This is a genomic window from Pseudomonas sp. MN1F (assembly GCF_009391885.1).
Classification (GTDB): Bacteria; Pseudomonadota; Gammaproteobacteria; order Pseudomonadales; family Pseudomonadaceae; genus Aquipseudomonas.
Map to the genome: position 1 here is coordinate 24,750 of NZ_VZII01000005.1, position 22,714 is coordinate 47,463.

Consider the following 22,714-nt stretch of genomic DNA (forward strand, 5'->3'; position numbering starts at 1 on the left):
ACAGTGCACACGGGACACATGTAACCCGCAGAGGTGCTTCATGGCTTACCTGAGACAAGAAATCAACGCCCTTCCCACATGGCCCGAACCAGCTCAGGCCAGGAAGGGGCCACATAACCGGTGGCTTCACTGAAACGCCCGCCATCAAGCGAGCGATCAATAACCAGATTGTCATCAGGCGTTATTTTAATATCCTTGGCATATTGCTTTGCCAGAAGGCGCAAAAGCTCAAGCTTGGACACGGGCTGTGCCGCAACGTGATACAGGCCGCACAACTCCGGTCGAGGCAAGACGTAGTCTTTCATGACACGCGCCAGTTCAACGGTTGGAAGGCCTGAGAAAACAGCCTTGGAAAATCCTTTGACCGTGCCCTCCTGGGAGAGGAACCAGTCAACCAAGGATTGAGACGAGTTCAATTCATGCCCGATGATTGACGTGCGCAAAGTGATCGCGCCCGGCAAATCATGCAGCTCGCCGATATACTTGGACTTTCCATAAAGATCCTCAGCGTCAGAAGTATCATTCTCATGATAGTTCCCCTGGCGACCTGAAAACACGCAGTCGGTACTGACATGTATCAACCGCGCCTGCGCAAGAGAGCACAGGGCTGCCAACCGGTGCGGCAACATGGAGTTGATGGGCAATGCCGTGAGAGGGTCTTTCGCATCTGCCAATTGCTTGATCAGACCGACACAGTTTATGACCACCTCAGGACGAACCTTGTTGAGTACATTAACGAGCGCCTGCTGGTCCAGCACATCAACACCCGGCAGCAACCGGGAATGGCTCGATTGCGAAAAGTTCCGCAACCCCGTGAGGTTACGCAATGTCCCCCACACTTCATGACTATCGTCATTATCAAAGACCTTGAATACCGCGTTGCCCAGCATTCCGGTCACACCCAGCACCAAAACCCGCATAACTACTCCTTTCCACCGGCTTTTCCAAGCATTTCCACCAGAGACTCGACCTGATGCCGCATATCAAAATGCACGTCGAAGTAAGCCCTGCCATTCCTGCCCATTCTGTCACGCTCTTCCTTTCCAGACGCCTTCATCCGCTGAATTGTCTCGACAAGCGGCCCCGCCTTTTCGGCTGGCGTCGCCATACCTGCCTGCGCTTCCACGACAACCCTGGCTCCTTCGCCATTCAAGCACGCGATGATCGGTCTTCCCGCGGCAAGATACGCCTGCACCTTGCTGGGAATTGTCTGGGTGAAGATCTCATCGGCGTTCAGGGTAACAAGCAATGCTCCGGCGCGCTCGAAAACCTGCGGCATCATGTCCATCGGAAAGCGGCCGGTCAAAATGAGATTGTCCAGTCCGTGCAGGTCCTTTTGCTCTTTCAACCAGTTGAAACGACTGCCACTACCCACCAGGACCACACGAATCTCCGGGTCATCACGGAGACTGAGTGCAGCCTGGACGATGGTTTCCAACGCTTGAGCGGTTCCCAGGTTGCCGGCGAAAACAACACAGAAATGCCGATCAAGCAGTTGAATCAGGTCGTCAGGGATTATACCGGACGGAGTAACCGGAACGGCGTCGATACTATTCGGGTAGTAAACTATCTTGTCGCGACAGGCATAACGCGCAACAGGTTCGAAAAACGCTTTTGACTGAACGAAAAGCGAATCGCAAAAGGCATATATTCCTTTCACCACATAGCCGGCTATCTTCAACGCCAGCTTGTTCTTGATATAGCCGGTAGCAGCCAGGCTTTCTGGCCAGAGGTCCTGGACCCAAACCGTCAGTGGCGCCCGTTTTATATATTTCAGGGGAATGGCCGGGATTGCCTGTGTCAAAGGAGACATGGCAAATACAAAAATGGCATCAAACTTCCGCTTACGAAGCATGAAGGGAAACGCAAGCAAACCAAAGAAAACGAACGACAGGTAGTTTAGAATCAGGTTTTTTGCCCCACCTGCACCACGAGCGCACATCGGCACACGTAACACCTCGACTTTATCGAGATAACGCTCACGCTGAGTTCCGGCAAAACCATAACCGGAAAAATACTTGCCTTCTGGATAGTTCGGCTTGCCCGTCGCCACAACGACCTCGTGGCCCTGTTCATGAAGATGCCGAACAATATCATTGATAATGAAAGACTCGGGCCAGAAATACTGAGTCACCACCAAGATCTTCAACTTACTCGACCCCGAATTACTGTGCATTGTCGACTGACTTGAATATGGTTAACCAGGTAGATTTAGCGGTATTCGCCCAATCAAATTTATTTGCCTGCACTACAGCAGCCTCGGCAAGACGACGAGAGTATTCCTCGTCCGAAAGCACCCTTACCATTGCCCTGGCGATATCGTCGGGGTCGAATGGAGAGAAGTATTCAGCTGCCTCTGCCGCAAACTCGGGCATCGGCATGACGTTGGACGAGAGCACCGGCCGCCCCGCGCCCAAGGACTCAAGCAGGATATTCGGGCAGTTTTCACAAGAGGAGGCGAACACTACCAGCTCCGCATGTCGATAGTATGCTGGAAGCTCCAAATACGGGACCGCCCCCAGAATACTCACTCGATCAACGAGACCACGATCCCTGATCAGTTCATGCACCCGCTCAGCGCCAGGCATGTCAGACTCGCCAATCAGCACCAGACGAAACTGCTTCTGGAAGCTATCTGGTAAACTCGCATACGCACTGACGACCTCATAGTGATGCTTATAAACGTCAAAACGAGATACGTAGAGGATATAGCTTTCTTCGGTCAGACGCTGAGGGCGTGCAACGTTGGCATCCACCTCCCTGAACTCTTTTCCGATGCCATGCGGGATCGTTACCGGGTTGGGGATTTTTGTCAGTCCCTCAATAACGCTTCGTGCATAATCAGAGATGAAGATAGTGAGATCTGCTTCTGACATGCTGCGCAACATGGCACGGTACAACAGCCAGTTCCTGACCCGCTGCAGGCCAAACGGAATATAGCCCAATACACGCTTGTCGAAAGGTATCATGTTGCGGAACATGGTGACGACTTTGCACCCCTGCGGGACCGAACCGGCGACCACTCCACCAGGGCAAAACAACACATCTGCCTTGACCTTCCGCAGATAAGCCGGCAACAGCAACTTCTCCCAGAGGGTCCTGGTGAGAGGATTCTCAACAGGCCACTCAGGATAATGACGGGTGATCGCAGGGTGCTCGGGAAGTTTAAGTCCTTCTGGCGCCAGGATTATGATCTTTAAATCAGCACGATCCGGAATATGCCTTAGCAAATTAATAAGATAAGTTTGCCCGCCGCCCAGCCTAGCAGAAAAGGCGTTGATAACGATATTCAATTGAAAACTTCCTTATTCTTGCAAGCTTCACCATAACCGTCCGAAACCTGCGTCTCCCTCAGCCAGGCCTGGAACATCAAGACGTTCCAGATATGTACGCTGCGGTCAAACTTACCAAGCAAATGCTCGTGCCATACGCGTCCTACCTTGTCCGCATCCAGATACCCTTCCTCGGCAAGGCGTTTGGGGCACAGCAAATCCTCTGCCCATTCTCGCAACGGGCCACGCAACCAGTCCCCCAACGGAATAGAGAAGCCGGCCTTGGGGCGATCGATCAGCTCTGAAGGCACGTAACGATCGAGAAGGCGACGCAACGCCCATTTTCCCACACCGTCTCGCACAAGAAAGCGCTCGGGTAGAGAGAATGCGAACTCGGCAACGCGATGATCCAGCAACGGCGCTCGCGACTCAAGACTTGAGTGCATGGTTGCCCTGTCGACCTTCACCAGGAGATCGTCCGTCAGGTATTGTTTGACATCCCAACGCCTCATTGCCGAAATGTCGCCTTCCTCCAGCCCCGGGAATCCATCGAACCCACTGCACTGCCCGCCAATGACGATGCTTTCTTCTGGCTGCCAGTGGGACATGAGGCGGATATACATTTCACCAAGGCTCCGCGACTCGATCAACTGCCCTAGACGATTGACTCGGCGCCCATTGATCGACCGGTGGTATCGCTTGGGGAGCAATCCGGTCAACCTGTCCCAGCCGGCCGCAGAGGGCCCTGTCAGAACGGAAGACACCGCAGCTCTCAGGGGCATTGGCACCTTGCTGACCTTGCGCCAGAGATTGGCTGTAATCGGATAGCGCGGATACCCGGCGAACAACTCGTCCCCACCATCACCAGTCAAGGCAACCGTGACATGTTCACGCGTCAGCTTTGAAACCAAGGTCGTCGGAATCTGGGAAGAATCGGCGAAAGGCTCATCATATATACGGGGCAACAAAGGAATTAATTCAGCTGCATCCATTGCCTTGACATACATTTCAGTATGGTCAGTTCCAAGGTGCCGGGCAACTTCACGGGCATAGGGCGCCTCGTTGAATGCCTCTTCCTCAAAACCAATGGTGAACGTTCGAATTCGGCTCGAGCTCTGCGCCTGCATCAACGAAACGATCAGACTGGAGTCGACGCCCCCCGAGAGAAATGCACCGACTGGAACATCGGAAAACGACTGAAGACCGACTGCGGTTGAAAGGTGTTGATGCAGGGTATCCAGCACCTCTGAGTCGCTGGCTTGATTGAATTGACCTCTCGCGCCGGCAACGCGCTCATTGTCCAGACTCCAAAACGGTCGCGACTCGCCCGCGATGCCTTCCTCAGACACCTGCAAGAAGTGACCAGATTGCAGCTTGAAGATATTCTCGTAAATCGAGTGCGGCGCAGGAATATAGCCAAACCGCATATAATCAGCCAAAACATTCCGGTCAATTACAAGGTCCCTCCCGCATTGAGCCCTGATCGCCTTGAGCTCCGACGCAAAATAGAAACCCTGTTTGACCCGACCAAAATAAAGAGGTTTTTCTCCCAGGCGGTCGCGGGCCAACGTAAGTATCCGTGCCTGCTTGTCCCAAACAGCAATGGCAAACATGCCGACGAGGCGGGGCAGTGTCTGTTCAATCCCCCAATGCTCGAATGCTGCCAGCAACACTTCGGTATCGGAATGACCGCGCCAGCTTAAAGTCGCGCCTGCAGAGTCGAGCTCCTTGCGCAGGATCGCAAAGTTATAGATTTCACCGTTGAATACGATTACATAACGATCGGAAACCGAATGCATCGGCTGATGCCCGTGGGCAGACAGATCCAGAATAGCCAACCGCCGGTGGCCAAGAGCCAAGCCTGCCTGCTCGTCTAGCCAGACACCGCTATCGTCGGGCCCACGATGAAAAAGTGGTGCAAGCATAGACTGGATACGCCCTTCCAACGTCCCCACGTTATTCGCCATCAACCCTGCGAAACCACACATGTATACACTCAATCCTTAGCAAAATGGCCTATTGCGCCCGGAGACACCAAGCATCCCGAAACAGAAAACCGGTAAAATATCAGAGCTCGCCGAGAGCAAAGTGCCATCCTAGCGAATGATCGCGCTCTTCGGAAAACACAGGGAGAACGCAGGCATTCTTTTACCAATTTTTAGCCCCACAGCCAACCGAAAGCGACAGCCAGGAAGGCTCAATGAGGTAAGTCCGACAAACCTGCGGCGCAAATGCCATGGCAAAAGAAACATCGCAGCACCCGCGACGCAGTGTAACGCTCCATGAACCCCACATTCAAAGCCCCTCCCTGGAAACGGATGCTGTGCCCCCTACTCCCTTCTGGACCACACCGCCATGATGCGACCCGACACAAAAGTCGAAAATCTATGGCCTCCCTCATTTTTGCAATACTGATTACTGGCTGCAGTGGTTGGTTTGCTTAGATCTATCCGGCGTCTGTTTGGGGCACGCCCCGCGCCACGATGAGAGTCGCGCCTGACAAACCGTGCGCTTGCTGGAGCGACGGGCGTGGAGAAGCTACCGAAGGCCCAGCCCAGACGCTTGATGATGGACGGAGTGTGATCCATGAAGCCCACCTATCACATGATGGGCAGCAGGTTACTACGGCATCTCCGGCGAGCAGTTCCACAGCAGCAGCCTTTCGTATTCCTCTACCGACGGGGCCTGCGGCAACCACTCCAGTACGTGGCGCAGCCACGTGCAGGGCTCTTGGCCGTTGACCTTTGCGGTCTCGACCAAGCTGTAGATCTGCGCACTGGCCGTAGCGCCCTTGGGCGTGTCACTGAACAGCCAGGCTTTACACCCGATGACAAACGGCTTTATCGCACGCTCTGCCAGGTTGTTGTCGATCGGCAAATGGCCAGCCTCCACGTGGCGCGCTAGCCCTCCAGCAGGCGCAGTGGTACCTCCTGCGCACGGCTGGTGGTGTAGTCGAACAGCACAACTTATCGGTCAGGTGGCCCGCTGGCCTGCACCCACATCCAAGATTGACTGGTCGGGTCGCGGCCTGGCTCTTTTAGGACCTGTACGCGCGTTTCGTCGCAGTGAATCACCGGGCTTTCCAGCAACGGGTCACGCATCAGGTTCAGCAGCGGCTGGAAGTGTTCGCTGCACTGAATCACCCAGCGCGCCAAGGTTTGCCGGGGGATGTCGATGCCGTGGCGGGACAGTACGCTTTCAAAACAGTGCAGTGGCAAGCCATCGACGTACTTGGTCGTCAGCAGCATGGCCAGCACGCTGGGGCTGGCCATGCTCTTTTCGATCAATTGGGCTGGCTTGTCAGCAGTGACCGGCGCAGTTTCGCAGCCACGGCACCCGTAGACCTTGCGCACGTGTTTGAGTACGCGGATCTGCATCGGCACGATGTCGAACTGCTCGCTGGCTTCCTCGCCAATGACATGCTTGCGGCAACCCCAGGCGCAGGTCAGTTCGTGCTCGGGCAGATCTTGGATGACTAATTTGGCTTTATCGACCCACTAGCAACATGAGAAAAAATCATGCTATCGAAGAGCGCGCCTGCACCTCCGGCAATCGCTCACCAACTTCCCGAGAGAGTTCTTCCGGCAAGATAGTCGAGGCCGAACTACTGAGGCCTATAACACGAATTCGCCGAAGCTTTTTCTTATATGCAGCCCGTATGAGCACAACGAAAACCCCCAGCAACAAGCCACCAACTGCTGTGAGCAATACTATCAACGCTTTGCGCGGCTTTACCGGCTCTGCGGCAGCGACGGCTCGCTGATCAACACTAACCAACTGCAAGCCCTGCAACTGAGTATCAATAGCCTTCAGGCGCTCCCGCTCGACCCGCAGCGCTTCGACACCCTCCAGGAAATCCTGATCGTTGGCCCGAGCCTTGATCGCCTCGACATTTCGGTTATTGGCAAGCAACAGGAGCTCTTTGCGAATCTGACCGATTCTTGGCTCAACAAAGTCATCAGAGATACGCTGGCGCAGAACACTGCGCTCGGCCTCAAGCACTTCGGTACCCATGAAATAAAGCGGTACCGGCCGACCATTCACCTCAGTACGGATAATGTTTCCATTCGCAGCAACATCATCGGCCATCTTGGAGGGTGTGGATGGCCTCTTCAAGCCCAGACTACGAGCGATACTGATAGCCTCGTCCAGCTCAGCCAAACGCGATTCACGCTGCATTTTAAGCTGTACACGCAAAGCTTTAAGCTCGTCATTCAGCTGCGCGCGCTTGATGGCATCTTCTTCTTCCAAACGAGCGATACGCCCTTCGTTCGCAGTCCGGTATTCCGTAACGGCCGAATTCAGCTTGGCATCCACCTCCGCCAGGCGGTTGGCCACAATCACCTGCACATCTTTTGATAGCTGAATGCGCTCTCGCTCAACAGCATAATCGACGAACGCATTCAGGACAGCCGGACCATCAACATCTTTCCCGTAACGCATTTTCAAACCGATAATGCTAGTTAACAAATCGGTTTTTTTGGAGTCAGCCTGGACGACGCCAAGTGCGGTGCTATTAAATTCTTGAAAGGCTTGCTCAATGGTCTGCCCGTCGCCCCTGAAGGCTTCCACAAGGTCTGGCCTGGAACGAAAGTAGTCAAGCCGTGTGGTGTAAGAGTCCAGCCTTGCACCCACATGTTTCAGCGCTTCCTCAGGGGGAAGGCTGTAGATCTTAGAGCGGTTCAGTGCATCCAATTGATTAAGCTCAACAGGACGTAATTTGGCAGAAGCCTCATATTCAGGAGGGATGATGTAGGCAAGCGCGACACCGATGACTGCAAAAAGCGTACCCATGCACGCAATAAATAAACGCCGGCGCCAGACAGTTCGAAAAAGGTCAAAAATATCTATTTCACCAGAACCGACTCTGTAGGTGTCGCGAGATTCGATGCTCACTGATTTTTGCCTGCATTATAACGGGGATATCCCCAGGACAGGCAGGGGTAGAAGGGCCACTTCGTGCGCCTCATACAGCTATCCATGTCGTTGGGCGGGAGGGAGGCGCATTGTTACACCTTCCCAACCCGACCACAATGCTTAACAGCTACCTTGAGCCATCAAATTGCCTTAACCATGGCTCCTTCGATTCAACCACCGGTCACGGCCCAGTGCTGCAAACACCCCCATCGCCAGACCAGCAAGGACTGCGAACGCCATAATGATTGCCTTGCGCGGTTTGATCGGTTTATCGGGCTGAGAGACAGCCCCATCTTGCTGATACATTGCGACCAGCGCCGGATCAATCCTCAGATTACGCATGAAGTTTAGTTTTTCCTGTTTTTCACGTAGACCCGGGATGTAGGGATCGTCAGAGGGGCGAGACTCAAGGTTGGCGATCTCTGCCTCCAGCGCCTTCGTGCCACGCATGTACGTAAGCGACCCTCCCATCCCCGCCGAAACCTCACTGGACAAGGTATTCGATATGATCGGCGGCTTTTCCAAACCGATGGACTTGGCAACACGCAATGCCTCATTGAGCTGGGCAATCTGGTCTGCTCGCTGATTGGACGCACTGGCCCGTGAAGCTCGGATTTGCTGCTCCAGGTTATCAGCCAAAACCGATATATCACTGCTCGCACCGCTTAGCAGCTCATTCTTGGCCCGGTCCGCAGCCATTTCCGCATAGCTAGACACCCAAGTCGCCGCCCGGCGCGGATCCTCGACATTCGCCGTAAGCACGTACCGCTCAGGCATATCTTTGGAAGCCTGAGCGACCTTAAGCATACTGTTAAACTTGGCGTACAGCGAATCACGTGAATCACCCCGCTCTTCGTCAGTCAGCGTAGGCAAGAAAGCATTACGAAAGAATTTGTCTCGTACTGCCTCAGACTGGAGCGCCTTAAGGTAGATACTGTACACATCCTTAGCCCTGAGCGGCGCAAGCCCAGTGCTATCGCCACGACCGTAGTTTAGCTGTGCAATATCATTCTGTGACGGCGGCTGAATGTAGAGCTTCGCCTCGTACACCGGGGAAACCAGTGTAACGTAAGCGACCCCTACAGCAATCACCGGTACCGCGACTAGCGCCACCCAAATCTTTTGCCGCCATACCCCCTGCACCAGCTCAACTAGATCAATCTCACCACCACCACCACTCAGGCGCTCGCGTTCATTGCGCATTTAGTCTTTTTTTCCTTGGGTCCGTCTGATTGCGTCAACAGAGGGGGGGCCACCACCAAGCCACAAGGCTCTCCCACCCCCCTCTCGGGTCCAGCGTAGCGGCAATTTGCCAACCTGCCTGCGATATTTCAATGACTTCGCATTAATCAGTAGTAGAGAGACCCGACCTAAGGAAGTTCCTCACTTCTTGCCAGATTACGCGCTTCCCGCCCAACGGTCATTCCGCAATTGTGACGCTCAGCTCATTTCCCGTCGCCGCAAACGTTTCCCTCAACACCCGAGCCAGCGCCTGTTTCGCCCGCCCCTCTCCATGCACCAACACTACCTGCCGCGCATTACAACCCCGCGCAAATCTCACCAACCCTGCCTGATCCGCATGCCCTGAATAACCTCCAAGCGAAACCACCTTGGCCCGGATCTCATACAGCTCACCATCCAGATCAATCTGCACGAACCCTTCCGCACCTTCACTAGCCTGAATCACAGCCCCAGGAGTGCCCTTGGCCTGGTAGCCAACAAATACCACCTCATGCCGCGGATCCGCCAGCATCGCCTTGAGATAGCCGACAATCCTCCCGCCTGAGCACATCCCATTCCCCGCAATGACAATCGCCGGCCGCCCGGTGCTCTTCAAGTAGTTCACCACCTGCCGGTGGCGGGCGTGCGTATCGACGCACACTAGCTGACCAAACCCCAAGGGGTCGCGCCCCTGACTGACCCGCGCGCTGGCCTCGTCATTCCAGTAGTCATGCAACTGACGATAGACATCCGTAATATGCTGAGCCAGCGGCGAGTCGAGAATGATGGGTAGCTGCGACCATGCATAGGTGTCATCGCCTAGCACCACTGCAGGATCACCAAGCAATGCCCTGCGGTGAAGGATATCTTCGAGCTCGAACAACAATTCCTGAGCGCGGCCCAGGCTGAATGCGGGAATGAGGATGGTGCCACGGTCCTGCAGCGCGCGATCGATGACCCGCTCGAGCTGCTGCTGGCGATCGCTGCGATCCGAATGAAGGCGGTCGCCGTAGGTGCTTTCCAGCACCAGTACATCTGCCCGCTCCGGCGGCTGCACCTGGCGTAGCAGTGGATTGCCTTCGTGGCCAAGGTCGCCGGAGAAGACGATGCGCTGATTGCTATTCGCCACCTGGACATCGCACTCCACATAAGCGGAGCCCAGCAAATGCCCGGCACGCTGCAGGCGGATCATGCACTTGAGTTGGGATTTTTCGACTACGGCGTGCCAATGCCCAAAGGGAACGGGCACTACCAGGCCATCGATAATCTCAAGGTATCGCGCCACCTGAGCAGGCTCGCTGCTGATGGTCAGCTTGTAGGCATCTTCCAGAACCAGCGGCAGCAACTTTGCCGATGGTTCACTGCAAAGGATCGGGCCACGATAACCGGCGGCGAGCAGTGCCGGGATTCGCCCGACATGGTCGAGATGCACGTGGGTGATCACCAGGGCCTGGATACCCTGCACTACAAAGTCAGGAGGCAGCGAACCCGCCCCGGGGGCGCCTCGGCGCCCTGCTCCAGGCCACAATCCACCAACAGACTGGTAGTCGAATCCAGATGGAGCCGGTGGCAGGACCCTGTTACGCCACGAGCGCCACCGTGATGGGAGATACTGGGGAATTGCATAGGGTCGCACGCTCGCCGGGCTGCTGAATGGATGCGTATTACTCCATTTCACCGGCTGCGCGCATAGGTGAAGCATTCTTAGAAAGCTGTAGGCATTTTCATCAATTGCCGTTGAGCACCGCTTGGCGTGCCGACGCGCGAATCTTCCGCTTGCTGCGCTGCACGCCGTAAGCACCGAGCAGCGGACCAACAGCCAGGCCCACCACCAGAGCGGCAAGCACAGGCACAGCCACCGGCAGGGCCGGCGCAGACCAACCGAAGAGCACCAGTGATACGGCTTGCTGATTCTCCAGCACGAAGAACAGCACCACAGCTGCCAAAAGCAGCACGAACAACGCCGCCAAGGCGCGCTTCAGGTTATGCATCAGACTGCTCCTTCTGACTCAAGTGTGCTCGTGCTCTTCTTCATTGACCCGGTCACGCAGCTCTTTACCTGGTTTGAAATGCGGCACGAACTTGCCTTCGAGCTCTACCGACTGGCCGGTCTTGGGGTTGCGACCTACCCGCGGAGCGCGATAGTGCAGGGAGAAACTGCCGAAACCGCGGATCTCGATGCGATCTCCGGTGGCCAGGCATTGGGACATCTGTTCAAGCATGGTCTTGATGGCCAACTCCACGTCTTTCGACGAGAGCAGCCCCTGATGGGTGACAATACGTTCGATCAGCTCCGACTTCGTCATATTTTTCCCTTCGTTATCAAGCAGCTAGATCATTGCTTAATCAGTTTGTAGCACGCTCGGAAGGATTTGAACAGGGTGGTTCTTGACTTAATAAAAAAATTCAAGATTGGATTGTAATGAAATAAGAGCCGGAGCCCGGCCGCACGGCTTCGCGTCGCCTTTCTGCGCAAGTGCCTGTCATGTCACAAACCGGAACGGTAGTCGGCGTATACATGAAAAACGCCACCATGACACACCTAAGCCTTGCAGGATTTGTCATAATCGCGAGTAGGACGCATCTGCTTTGATCCCAGCTTAAGCAGATTGCGAAACAGCTTACCTACCTTGCTCGTTGAGTCGTACTCACAAGGATCGTTTATGCGGATCACCCCCCTTTCGCTCGCCCTGGCGACCCTGGTAAGCGCCACTGGCACTTTCGCTCAATCCGCCCACCAACCCCAAACCTGGGATGATGAGCCTTCCGAGTTTCTAGGCGTTCCGTTTCAGGGCGATTTCAAAGCCCAGGTTCCGGAATGCCCCGACAGCAGCCCACGCCAACCGACACTGTGCCGGACCAGCACCACGGACCCAGATCGGTATGAAATTCACGGACTGCCATACCTTCCAATCAGTTCGGGGTATCAGCTTTTCGCGGCCCTGAAGGGTGGCGCCATCAGCCAACTGATGCTGACCGGCAACTCCAGCAGCCTTGAGCTGGTCGATGACTTTCTGACGGACACCCTGGGGCAGCCTGGCTCAAGCCTGAGCCGCCGAATCCAGTTAAGTTCAGGCGCGTCCTATGAGATGAAGACCATCTCGTGGGAGGGCAAGCGAGTAGCGGTACATTTCCAGCGGAACGAAAGTGACCTGAGTCGTTATACCGTGACGTTCACGCCTTCGGCAGCAGACCTCAAGACCTTGGGGATGAACTCAGCAGCCGGAACGCAACACGTACAAACAACTGCTCGCTGACCTGGGGGACTAACACGCCCGCACGCAAAACCATAATTGCAGGCATAAAAAAAGGTGGCCCGAAGGCCACCCCTTTTTTTACCGATCAAACAGAACTCAGTTCTGCTTGGCCATTGCTTCGCGCAGCAGCGCAGCCATGGTGGTGTCGGCAGCCGCTTCCGGAGCGTTTTTCAGGCTCTGGATGGCTTCACGCTCTTCAGCGTCGTCTTTCGACTTGATCGACAGGCTGATGACGCGCGATTTGCGGTCAACGCTGATGATCTTGGCTTCGATCTCTTCGCCTTCTTTCAGGACGTTACGCGCGTCTTCAACGCGGTCACGGCTGATTTCGGAAGCTTTCAGAGTGGCTTCGATGTCGTCGGCCAGGGTGACGATGGCGCCCTTGGCGTCAACTTCTTTCACGATGCCCTTGACGATAGCGCCCTTGTCGTTGACAGCAACGAAGTTGGAGAACGGATCGTCTTCCAGCTGCTTGATGCCCAGGGAGATGCGCTCGCGCTCTGGGTCAACCGACAGGATGACGGTTTCCAGCTCGTCGCCCTTCTTGAAACGACGTACGGCTTCTTCGCCGGTTTCGTTCCAGGAGATGTCGGACAGGTGAACCAGGCCGTCGATGCCGCCGTCCAGACCAATGAAGATACCGAAGTCGGTGATCGACTTGATGGTACCGGTGATCTTGTCACCCTTGTTGAACTGGCCGGAGAAGTCTTCCCATGGGTTGGACTTGCACTGCTTGATGCCCAGGGAGATACGACGACGCTCTTCGTCGATGTCCAGAACCATGACTTCCACTTCGTCGCCAACCTGAACGACTTTCGACGGGTGGATGTTCTTGTTGGTCCAGTCCATTTCGGAAACGTGTACCAGACCTTCAACGCCTTCTTCCAGCTCAGCGAAGCAGCCGTAGTCGGTCAGGTTGGTAACGCGAGCCTGTACACGGGTACCTTCTGGGTAACGTGCAGTGATAGCTACCCATGGATCTTCGCCCATCTGCTTCAGACCCAGCGAAACGCGGTTGCGCTCACGGTCGAACTTCAGAACGCGTACGTCGACTTCGTCGCCAACGTTAACGATTTCCGATGGGTGCTTGATGCGCTTCCAGGCCATGTCGGTGATGTGCAGCAGGCCGTCGATACCGCCCAGGTCCACGAATGCGCCGTAGTCGGTGAGGTTCTTGACGATACCTTTGACTTGCTGGCCTTCCTGCAGGGTTTCCAGCAGGGCTTCGCGCTCGGCGGAGTTCTCGGCTTCCAGCACGCTGCGACGGGAAACGACAACGTTGTTGCGCTTCTGGTCCAGCTTGATGACCTTGAATTCCAGCTCTTTGCCTTCCAGGTGGGTGGTGTCGCGCACTGGGCGGACATCAACCAGGGAGCCCGGCAGGAACGCACGGATGCCGTTAACGTCGACAGTGAAGCCGCCCTTAACCTTACCGTTGATAACGCCCTTGACTACTTCTTCGGCGGCGAAAGCTGCTTCCAGAACAATCCAGCACTCGGCGCGCTTGGCTTTTTCACGGGACAGTTTGGTTTCGCCAAAGCCGTCTTCGACCGCGTCCAGCGCAACGTGAACTTCGTCACCAACCTTGATGGTCAGCTCGCCAGCTTCGTTGTAGAACTGCTCGAGCGGGATGACGCCCTCGGACTTCAGGCCAGCGTGTACGGTAACCCAGTCGCCGTCGATGTCGACAACGATACCGGAGATGATGGCACCCGGCTGAAGATTGAGGGTTTTCAGGCTTTCTTCAAAGAGTTCTGCAAAGCTTTCGCTCATTTTAATTCCTGTAGATTCGGGCGAAACAGACGCCCATCGCCACATTCCAGACAATGTGGGTTTGTTTTAAGTAAAGGAAAGCCGGCAGGACGTTGACTGGTGCCCCTGCCTGCTCTCCTGGCTATCAGACCAAGTCGCGCTGGGCGATCTCGCTCCTGATACGTTGCAACACCTGCTCGATGGACAACTCGGTAGAGTCCAGCTGAATGGCATCGGCCGCTGGTTTCAGCGGGGCCACTGCACGCTGGGTGTCACGCTCATCACGCGCACGAATCTCATCTAGCAGACTCGACAGACTAACATCTTCACCCTTGCCCTTCAACTGCAGGTAGCGGCGACGGGCACGCTCCTCGGCACTGGCGGTGAGGAAAACCTTCAGCGGCGCGTCCGGAAACACCACGGTGCCCATGTCGCGACCGTCGGCGATCAGGCCCGGCGCCTCACGGAAGGCGCGCTGACGCTGCAGCAACGCTTCACGCACCGCTGGCAGCGAGGCGACCATCGAGGCGCCGGCACCGACCGTTTCGGTACGGATGACGTTACTGACGTCCTCGCCTTCGAGGATGATTTGCTGAAGCTTACCCGGCTCGGCAGCGATGAACTGCACATCCAGATGGGCGGCCAACGCCTTGAGCAGCTCTTCGTTGGTCAGGTCGACGCCGTGGTTGCTGGCATTGAACGCCAGCAAACGGTACAGCGCGCCGGAATCCAGCAGCTTCCAGCCCAGCTCGCGAGCGAGGATGCCGGCAACGGTACCCTTGCCCGAGCCGCTTGGGCCGTCGATGGTGATGACCGGTGCCTGCGAATTCACGACTTGCCCTCTTCGGCGACGCGGATACCGACATCGGCGCACAGCTTGAGGAAGTTCGGGAACGACGTGGCGACGTTGGCGCAATCATGGATGCGGATCGGCGCGCTGGCACGCAGCGAGGCAACGCTGAAGGCCATGGCGATACGGTGATCCCCGTGACCGTGCACTTCGCCACCGCCGAGCTGGCCGCCGTCGATGATGATGCCGTCCGGGGTCGGCTCGCATTTGATGCCCAGGGTGATCAGGCCGTCGGCCATGACCTGGATACGGTCGGACTCCTTCACCCGCAGCTCTTCGGCACCACGCAGCACGGTACGCCCTTCGGCGCAGGCAGCGGCAACGAACAGTACCGGGAACTCGTCGATCGCCAGCGGCACCAGCTCTTCAGGGATGTCGATGCCCTTGAGCTTGGCGCCACGCACGCGCAGGTCGGCCACTGGCTCGCCGCCGACTTCACGCTGGTTCTCCAGGGTGATGTCGCCGCCCATCAGGCGCAGGATGTCGATCACGCCGGTGCGGGTCGGGTTGATGCCGACGTGCTCGAGCACCAGCTCGGAGCCTTCGGCAATCGATGCAGCCACAAGGAAGAACGCCGCCGAGGAGATATCTGCCGGCACTTCGATACGGGTGGCGGTGAGCTTGCCACCGGACTGCAGCGAAGCGACCGGGCCGTTGCTTTCGACCGAGTAACCGAAGCCGCGCAGCATGCGCTCGGTGTGGTCACGGGTCGGGGCTGGCTCGGTGACGGTGGTCTTGCCTTCGGCGTACAGGCCGGCCAGCAAGATGCAGGATTTGACCTGGGCGCTGGCCATCGGCAGCGTGTAGGTCAGCGCCTTCAGCTTGCTACCACCGCGAATGGTCAGCGGCGGACGGCCGTCCGGGCCAGTCTCGACCACCGCGCCCATTTCGCGCAGCGGGTTGGCCACGCGGTTCATCGGGCGCTTGGACAGCGAGGCGTCGCCGGTCATGGTGACATCGAACGGCTGGCCGGCCAGCAGGCCGGAAAGCAGGCGCATCGAGGTGCCGGAGTTGCCGACGTAAAGCGGACCAGGTGGCGGCTTGAGGCCGTGCAGGCCGACACCATGGATGGTCACGCGGCCATGGTTAGGGCCTTCGATGACCACACCCATGTCGCGGAATGCCTGCAGGGTCGCCAGGGCGTCCTCGCCTTCAAGGAAACCTTCGACTTCGGTCGTGCCCTCGGCCAGCGAGCCGAGCATGATCGAACGGTGGGAAATCGACTTGTCGCCCGGTACGCGGATTCGCCCGGTCAGGCGGCCACCCGGTTGGGCCAGGAAAATCAGATCGTTGGCGTTCATAGCGTCCACATAGGCCCGGCGGGCCAGGATTTTACTGAAATGCTCGCGGGCAACGCGTGCACGGGTGAATACACCCAGCAGCTGGTGCCCGTCCCCAGCATCGACCGCGTCGCGCAAGGCGTCGAGGTCGCTGCGAAATGTGTCCAGGGTGCGCAGGACTGCCTCGCGGTTGGCGAGGAAGATGTCGTGCCACATGGTCGGGTCGCTACCGGCGATTCGCGTGAAATCGCGGAACCCTCCCGCAGCGTACCGGAAGATGTCGAGGTTTTCATTGCGCTTGGCAAGCGAATCGACCAGGCCGAAGGCCAGCAGGTGCGGCAGGTGGCTGGTGGCAGCCAGCACTTCGTCATGGCGCTCCACCGGCATGTGCTCGACATCGGCGCCCAGCGCACGCCACAAACGGTCGACCAGCGCCAGCGCAGCCGGGTCGGTCTCTTCCAGCGGCGTGAGGATGACCTTGTGCCGACGGAACAGGGCGGCGTTGGAAGCCTCTACCCCGCTCTGCTCGGAGCCGGCGATGGGGTGGCCGGGAACGAAGCGCGGCAGGCGCTCTGCGAAGACGGCGCGCGCTTCACGCACGACATTGCCCTTGGCGCTGCCAACGTCGGTAATCACGGCGGTGCCGAGGTCGAGCAGAGCCAGACGGGCCAGGACCTTTTCCATGGCCAGGATCGGCACGGCGAGCTGGATGACGTCGGCGCCGATGCAGGCGGCAGCGAGGTCTTCTTCGCACCGGTCGACCACGCCCAGCTCGACAGCCAGCTTGCGCGACGGGGCATCCAGGTCGACGCCGACCACTTCGCGGCACAGGCCGCTTTCACGCAAGCCCTTGGCAAAGGAGCCACCGATCAGGCCGAGACCTACCACCACCAGGCGATTGATGATTGGCGCGGGTTTGGTTTTTGCTGCATTTACCACTGGTGCGAACCCTGTTCAGAAATCTAGGCAGCCTGTAAGACCGCAGGGGCCTGCTTTGCAGGCCATCGCCGGCAAGCGCGGCCCCCACAGGGGGCGCGAATCGGCCCCCGACAATCTCAAATCAAAGCACTGCCTTTGGATAGGAACCCAGCACCTTCAGCGCCACGGCCTCTTGGCTGATCTTCTCCAGCACCGCCTTGATCAGCGGGTCGCGGTGGTGGCCGACGAAGTCGATGAAGAATACGTAGGTCCACTTGCCGCTGCGCGACGGGCGGGTTTCGATACGGGTCAGGTCGATGCCGTTCTCGTGGAACGGCACCAGCAGCTCGTGCAGCGCACCCGGCTTGTTGCTCATCGAGACGATGATCGAGGTCTTGTCGTCGCCGGTCGGCGGCACTTCCTGCTGACCGATCATCAGGAAGCGCGTGGAGTTGTCCGGGCGGTCTTCGATCTTTTCAGCCAGGCGAGTCAGACCATACAGGTTGGCCGCCATGTCGCCGGCGATCGCCGCCGAGTTCCACTCGCCCTTGACCCGCTTGGCCGCCTCGGCGTTGCTCGAAACAGCAACGCGCTCGACGTTCGGGTAGTGCGCGTCCAGCCACTTGCGGCACTGGGCCAGCGACTGGGCGTGGGAGTAGATGCGGGTGATGCTGTTGGTCTTGGTGTTCTCGCCCACCAGCAGGTGATGGTGGATGCGCAGCTCGACTTCGCCGCAGATCACCATGTCGTGCTCGAGGAAGCTGTCCAGGGTGTGGCTGACCGCACCTTCGGTGGAGTTTTCCACCGGGACAACGCCAAAGTTGACGGCACCGGCCGCCACTTCGCGGAACACTTCGTCGATGGCCGCCATCGGGCGGCTGACCACGGCGTGACCGAAGTGCTTCATGGCCGCAGCCTGGGTGAAGGTGCCCTCAGGGCCGAGGTAGGCGACCTTGAGCGGTTCCTCCAGGGCCAGGCAGGACGACATGATTTCGCGGAACAGGCGCGCCATCTCTTCGTTGCCCAGCGGGCCCTTGTTGCGCTCCATCACGCGCTTGAGCACGGCAGCTTCGCGCTCGGGGCGGTAGAACACAGGCTTTTCGCCTTCAGGCAGCGAAGCAGTCTTGACCCGCGCCACTTCTTCGGCGCAGCGGGCGCGATCGCTGATCAGCTCGAGAATTTTCTCGTCGAGGCTGTCGATGCGAACGCGCAGGGCTTTGAGTTCCTGTTCGGACATCAGCCGTGCTCCTTCTCGAATTCGGCCATGTAGGCCACCAGGCCTTCTACTGCTTCCAGGCCCAGGGCGTTGTAGATCGAGGCGCGCATGCCGCCAACCGAGCGGTGGCCCTTGAGGTTGAGCAGGCCACGGGCGTCGGCGCCGGCCAGGAAGGCCTTGTCCAGGCGCTCGTCAGCCAGGCGGAACGGCACGTTCATCCACGAGCGGGCATTGTGGGCGATCGGGTTGGTGTAGAACTCGCTGGCGGCGATGAAGCCGTACAGGCGGTCCTTCTTGGCGCGGTTGCGCTGCTCCATGGCCTCGACGCCACCCTGCTGCTTGAGCCACTCGAACACCAGGCCCGAGAGGTACCAGGAATAGGTGGCCGGGGTGTTGTACATCGAGCCATTGTCGGCTGCGACCTTGTAGTCGAGCATGGTCGGGCAGATGCTGCGGGCACGGCCGATCAGGTCTTCACGAACGATCACCACCACCAGGCCGCTCGGGCCGATGTTCTTCTGCGCACCGGCGTAGATCATGCCGTACTGCGAGACGTCGATCGGGCGCGAGAGGATGTCGGAGGACATGTCGACCACCAGCGGGACGTCGCCAGTTTCTGGAACCCAGTCGAACTGCAGGCCACCGATGGTCTCGTTGGACGCATAGTGGACGTAGGCAGCGTTCTTGGTCAGCTTCCACTCGTTCTGGCCCGGAATGGCCAGGTAATCGTAGGGCTTGGCGCTGGCGGCAACATTGACGGTGCCGAAGCGACGCGCTTCCTCGATGGCCTTTTTCGACCAGATACCGGTTTCGACGTAGTCGGCAGTGCCGTTTTCCGGCAGCAGGTTCAGCGGAATTTCGGCGAACTGCTGGCTGGCACCGCCCTGCAGGAACAGGACCTTGTAGTTGGAGGGGACGGACAGCAGGTCACGCAGGTCCTGCTCGGCCTTTTCAGCGATGGCCACGTAGTCGTCGCTGCGATGGCTCATCTCCATCACCGACAAGCCCTTGCCATTCCAGTCCAGCATCTCGGCCTGGGCACGCTGCAACACAGCGTCAGGAAGCGCGGCAGGGCCTGCGCAGAAGTTAAAGGCTCGTTTGCTCACATCCACTCTCGCTCTGCTCTTATCAGTCAAACGGGGCGACCTTGGTCGCCCCGCTCGGGTTCACGCTTGCTTATTCCTGCGGAGCCTCTTCGGCGCCTGCAGCTTCATCATCCGGCGCATCGGCCTCGACGCCCTCCTCGTCCGTCTCGATCACATCATCGAGTTCGTCCTCGGATGGCTCCTGGATTCGCTCCAGGCCCACCAGCGTTTCATCGGCAGCCAGCTTGATCAGGGTTACGCCCTGCGTATTTCGGCTCAGGCTGGACACCTCGCCAACCCGGGTACGAACCAACGTACCCTGGTCGGAAATCAACATGATCTCTTCGCCTTCCTGCACCTGAATGGCGCCGATCAGCAGACCATTGCGCCCCTTGGTACCCATGGCGATCACGCCCTGGCCACCACGGCCGCGGCGTGGGAACTTGGACAGCGGGGTGCGCTTGCCAAAACCACGCTCGGAGGCGGTGAGGATCTGCGAGCCGGACTCCGGAATCAGCATCGAGATGATCTGCTGCCCCTTGCCCAGCTTCATGCCACGCACACCACGGGCGTTACGGCCCATTTCACGCACCACGCTCTCGGCGAAGCGGATCACCTTGCCAGCGTCGGAGAACATCATGACTTCCTTGGCACCGTCAGTGATGGCCGCGGCAATCAGGGTGTCACCTTCCTTCAGCTTCAAGGCGATCAGGCCGTTGGAGCGCGGACGGGCGAACTGCACCAGCGGTGTCTTCTTGACGGTACCCGAGGCGGTGGCCATGAAGATGTACGCGCCGGTCGGCTCTGCAACCCACTCAGGGGTATCGCCGTCTTCTTCATCGACTTCTTCGGCCTCTACCAGCTCACCCTCGAGCACGGTGTCTTCAGCCTCTTCCAGCTCTTCGTCCAGGTCGGCGTTCTGCTGCAGGGCTTCGAGGTCGATCTGCAGCATGGCGGTGATGCGCTCACCCTCCTCCAGCGGCAGCAGGTTGACCAGCGGGCGACCACGGGCAGCGCGGGACGCTTCCGGGATTTCGTAGGTTTTCTTCCAGTACACCTTGCCCTTGCTGGAGAACAGCAGCAGCGTGGCATGGCTGTTGGCGACCAGCAGGTGCTCGATGTAGTCCTCGTCCTTCACGCCGGTCGCCGACTTGCCCTTGCCGCCACGGCGCTGGGCCTGGTAAGCGGACAATGGCTGGGTCTTGGCATAACCACCATGGGAGATGGTTACCACGCGCTCTTCTTCCGGGATCATGTCGCCGTAGTTGAGGTCGTGGGTGGCATTGAGGATTTCGGTGCGACGCGCATCGCCGTACTCGGCACGGATCGCTTCGAGCTCTTCGCGGATCACTTCCATCAGGCGCTGGGCGCTGCTGAGGATGCGGATCAGTTCGCCGATCTGCTCGAGAATTTCCTGGTACTCGGCCAGCAGCTTCTCGTGCTCCAGGCCGGTCAGGCGGTGCAAGCGCAGGTCGAGGATGGCCTGAGCCTGCTCCGGCGACAGGTAATACTTGCCTTCACGCAGACCGTACTGCTCTGGCAGGTCTTCAGGGCGGCAGGAATCGGCGCCGGCGCGCTCGACCATGACCTGCACGGCACTGGATTCCCACGGGGTGGAAATCAGCGCTTCCTTGGCTTCGGACGGGGTCGGCGAGGCCTTGATCAGGGCGATGACCGGGTCGATGTTGGACAGCGCGACCGCCTGCCCCTCAAGGATGTGGCCACGCTCGCGGGCCTTGCGCAGCTCGAACACGGTACGACGGGTCACCACTTCGCGGCGGTGACGGACGAACGCTTCGAGCAGGTCCTTGAGGTTGAGCAGGCGCGGGCGGCCGTCGACCAGGGCAACCACGTTGATACCGAACACGCTCTGCAGCTGGGTCTGCTGGTAGAGGTTGTTGAGCACCACCTCCGGCACCTCGCCGCGGCGCAGCTCGATGACGATGCGCATGCCGTCCTTGTCGGACTCGTCGCGCAGCTCGGTGATGCCTTCGATCTTCTTCTCTTTGACCAGCTCGGCGATCTTCTCGATCAGTCGGGCCTTGTTCAGCTGGTACGGCAGCTCGGTAATGACGATCTGCTGGCGGCCACCGACCTTGTCGATGTCTTCGATCTCGGAGCGGGCGCGCATGTAGATGCGGCCACGGCCGGTGCGGTAGGCCTCGATGATGCCCTGGCGGCCGTTGATGATGCCGGCAGTCGGGAAGTCCGGGCCCGGGATGAACTGCATCAGCTCATCGATGGTGACTTCCGGGTTGTCGATCAGCGCCAGGCAACCGTCGATGACTTCACCGAGGTTGTGCGGCGGGATGTTGGTCGCCATGCCCACGGCGATACCGCTGGAACCGTTGACCAGCAGGTTGGGGATACGGGTCGGCATGACCGCCGGGATCTGCTCGGTGCCGTCGTAGTTGGGCACCCAATCGACGGTCTCTTTGTGCAGGTCGGCCAGCAGCTCGTGGGCCAGCTTGGTCATGCGCACTTCGGTGTATCGCATGGCTGCGGCGTTGTCGCCGTCGACCGAACCGAAGTTGCCCTGGCCGTCGACCAGCAGGTAGCGCAGCGAGAACGGCTGGGCCATACGCACGATGGTGTCGTAGACCGCAGTGTCGCCGTGCGGGTGGTACTTACCGATCACGTCACCGACCACACGGGCGGATTTCTTGTACGGCTTGTTCCAGTCGTTGCCCAGTTCGCTCATCGCATAGAGAACGCGACGATGCACGGGCTTCAAGCCATCACGCGCATCGGGCAGCGCTCGCCCGACAATCACGCTCATCGCGTAGTCGAGGTAAGACTGTCTCAGTTCGTCTTCGATATTGACCGGGAGGATTTCTTTGGCCAGTTCGCCCATGAGAAGCCTGATTCCTTTTTCTGGTGAAACTTCGCAGCTCCATCAAGGGCCGAACGAAGCTCGCCGCCGCAGCGCATAGGGGTGCGACGACT

15 protein-coding genes and 2 pseudogenes are annotated in these 22,714 nt (G+C 58.4%); 1 reads left to right on the top strand and 16 read right to left on the bottom strand.

What is annotated here, in order from left to right:
• Window positions 1-62: 62 nt before the first annotated feature.
• The 10 genes and pseudogenes from F6X59_RS02070 to ihfB all read right to left on the bottom strand — a co-directional run bounded on the left by F6X59_RS02070 (window position 63) and on the right by ihfB (window position 11,716).
• Window positions 63-920, bottom strand: a complete 858-nt coding sequence (locus tag F6X59_RS02070) for an SDR family oxidoreductase (protein WP_152954183.1) — start codon at window positions 918-920, stop codon at window positions 63-65.
• A gap of 2 nt (window positions 921-922) precedes the next feature.
• On the bottom strand, window positions 923-2,149 hold the full coding sequence (locus F6X59_RS02075; protein ID WP_152954184.1) for a glycosyltransferase family 4 protein: 1,227 nt from the start codon (window positions 2,147-2,149) through the stop codon (window positions 923-925).
• Between the two features lie 16 nt (window positions 2,150-2,165).
• Window positions 2,166-3,293 (bottom strand): glycosyltransferase family 1 protein, encoded by a 1,128-nt coding sequence (locus tag F6X59_RS02080; protein WP_152954185.1) that lies wholly within the window; start codon window positions 3,291-3,293, stop codon window positions 2,166-2,168.
• Window positions 3,290-5,260 (bottom strand): asparagine synthase (glutamine-hydrolyzing), encoded by a 1,971-nt coding sequence (asnB, locus tag F6X59_RS02085; RefSeq protein WP_152954186.1) that lies wholly within the window; start codon window positions 5,258-5,260, stop codon window positions 3,290-3,292. Before asnB ends, F6X59_RS02080 begins: the two co-directional genes overlap by 4 nt.
• Before the next feature lie 634 nt (window positions 5,261-5,894).
• Window positions 5,895-6,748, bottom strand: a pseudogene (locus F6X59_RS02090) (IS66 family transposase); the annotation flags it as partial.
• A gap of 40 nt (window positions 6,749-6,788) precedes the next feature.
• On the bottom strand, window positions 6,789-8,168 hold the full coding sequence (locus F6X59_RS28800; protein ID WP_372240276.1) for a Wzz/FepE/Etk N-terminal domain-containing protein: 1,380 nt from the start codon (window positions 8,166-8,168) through the stop codon (window positions 6,789-6,791).
• Between the two features lie 171 nt (window positions 8,169-8,339).
• Window positions 8,340-9,392 (bottom strand): LPS O-antigen chain length determinant protein WzzB, encoded by a 1,053-nt coding sequence (locus F6X59_RS02100; RefSeq protein WP_152954187.1) that lies wholly within the window; start codon window positions 9,390-9,392, stop codon window positions 8,340-8,342.
• A 217-nt stretch (window positions 9,393-9,609) separates the two neighbouring features.
• Window positions 9,610-11,036: pseudogene (locus F6X59_RS02105) on the bottom strand (MBL fold metallo-hydrolase RNA specificity domain-containing protein).
• 101 nt (window positions 11,037-11,137) lie between these two features.
• Window positions 11,138-11,401 (bottom strand): LapA family protein, encoded by a 264-nt coding sequence (locus tag F6X59_RS02110; protein WP_152954188.1) that lies wholly within the window; start codon window positions 11,399-11,401, stop codon window positions 11,138-11,140.
• Between the two features lie 18 nt (window positions 11,402-11,419).
• Complete coding sequence (ihfB, locus tag F6X59_RS02115) at window positions 11,420-11,716, bottom strand: integration host factor subunit beta (protein WP_054886605.1); 297 nt, start codon at window positions 11,714-11,716, stop codon at window positions 11,420-11,422.
• Between the two features lie 357 nt (window positions 11,717-12,073).
• On the opposite strand from ihfB, the gene F6X59_RS02120 reads away from it, so the two are divergent.
• Window positions 12,074-12,667: a hypothetical protein gene (locus tag F6X59_RS02120; protein ID WP_152954189.1), complete on the top strand. Its 594-nt coding sequence runs from the start codon at window positions 12,074-12,076 to the stop codon at window positions 12,665-12,667.
• A 96-nt stretch (window positions 12,668-12,763) separates the two neighbouring features.
• On the opposite strand, the gene rpsA is transcribed toward F6X59_RS02120, so the two are convergent.
• The 6 genes from rpsA to gyrA all read right to left on the bottom strand — a co-directional run bounded on the left by rpsA (window position 12,764) and on the right by gyrA (window position 22,622).
• Window positions 12,764-14,440: a 30S ribosomal protein S1 gene (gene rpsA / locus F6X59_RS02125; protein WP_012313291.1), complete on the bottom strand. Its 1,677-nt coding sequence runs from the start codon at window positions 14,438-14,440 to the stop codon at window positions 12,764-12,766.
• A gap of 124 nt (window positions 14,441-14,564) precedes the next feature.
• Window positions 14,565-15,251 carry a (d)CMP kinase gene (gene cmk, locus F6X59_RS02130; RefSeq protein WP_372240277.1) on the bottom strand — a complete coding sequence of 229 codons (687 nt, stop codon included), beginning with the start codon at window positions 15,249-15,251 and terminating at the stop codon, window positions 14,565-14,567.
• Window positions 15,248-17,455: a bifunctional prephenate dehydrogenase/3-phosphoshikimate 1-carboxyvinyltransferase gene (locus F6X59_RS02135; protein ID WP_346653860.1), complete on the bottom strand. Its 2,208-nt coding sequence runs from the start codon at window positions 17,453-17,455 to the stop codon at window positions 15,248-15,250. Before F6X59_RS02135 ends, cmk begins: the two co-directional genes overlap by 4 nt.
• A gap of 154 nt (window positions 17,456-17,609) precedes the next feature.
• Complete coding sequence (gene pheA / locus F6X59_RS02140) at window positions 17,610-18,704, bottom strand: prephenate dehydratase (RefSeq protein WP_060508965.1); 1,095 nt, start codon at window positions 18,702-18,704, stop codon at window positions 17,610-17,612.
• On the bottom strand, window positions 18,704-19,789 hold the full coding sequence (gene serC, locus F6X59_RS02145; RefSeq protein WP_372240278.1) for a 3-phosphoserine/phosphohydroxythreonine transaminase: 1,086 nt from the start codon (window positions 19,787-19,789) through the stop codon (window positions 18,704-18,706). The genes pheA and serC overlap by 1 nt, the downstream gene beginning before the upstream one ends.
• Window positions 19,790-19,859: 70 nt before the next feature.
• On the bottom strand, window positions 19,860-22,622 hold the full coding sequence (gene gyrA, locus F6X59_RS02150) for a DNA gyrase subunit A (RefSeq protein WP_152954191.1): 2,763 nt from the start codon (window positions 22,620-22,622) through the stop codon (window positions 19,860-19,862).
• Between the last annotated feature and the right edge of the window lie 92 nt (window positions 22,623-22,714).

What these genes read in the sequence shown, in the direction of transcription:
- gyrA (WP_152954191.1), bottom strand. Translation starts at nt 22,622, where the DNA reads ATGGGCGAACTGGCCAAAGAAATCCTCCCGGTCAATATCGAAGACGAA.
- asnB (WP_152954186.1), bottom strand. Translation starts at nt 5,260, where the DNA reads ATGTGTGGTTTCGCAGGGTTGATGGCGAATAACGTGGGGACGTTGGAA.
- rpsA (WP_012313291.1), bottom strand. Translation starts at nt 14,440, where the DNA reads ATGAGCGAAAGCTTTGCAGAACTCTTTGAAGAAAGCCTGAAAACCCTC.
- ihfB (WP_054886605.1), bottom strand. Translation starts at nt 11,716, where the DNA reads ATGACGAAGTCGGAGCTGATCGAACGTATTGTCACCCATCAGGGGCTG.
- pheA (WP_060508965.1), bottom strand. Translation starts at nt 18,704, where the DNA reads ATGTCCGAACAGGAACTCAAAGCCCTGCGCGTTCGCATCGACAGCCTC.
- F6X59_RS02070 (WP_152954183.1), bottom strand. Translation starts at nt 920, where the DNA reads ATGCGGGTTTTGGTGCTGGGTGTGACCGGAATGCTGGGCAACGCGGTA.
- F6X59_RS02120 (WP_152954189.1), top strand. Translation starts at nt 12,074, where the DNA reads ATGCGGATCACCCCCCTTTCGCTCGCCCTGGCGACCCTGGTAAGCGCC.
- F6X59_RS02110 (WP_152954188.1), bottom strand. Translation starts at nt 11,401, where the DNA reads ATGCATAACCTGAAGCGCGCCTTGGCGGCGTTGTTCGTGCTGCTTTTG.
- F6X59_RS02100 (WP_152954187.1), bottom strand. Translation starts at nt 9,392, where the DNA reads ATGCGCAATGAACGCGAGCGCCTGAGTGGTGGTGGTGGTGAGATTGAT.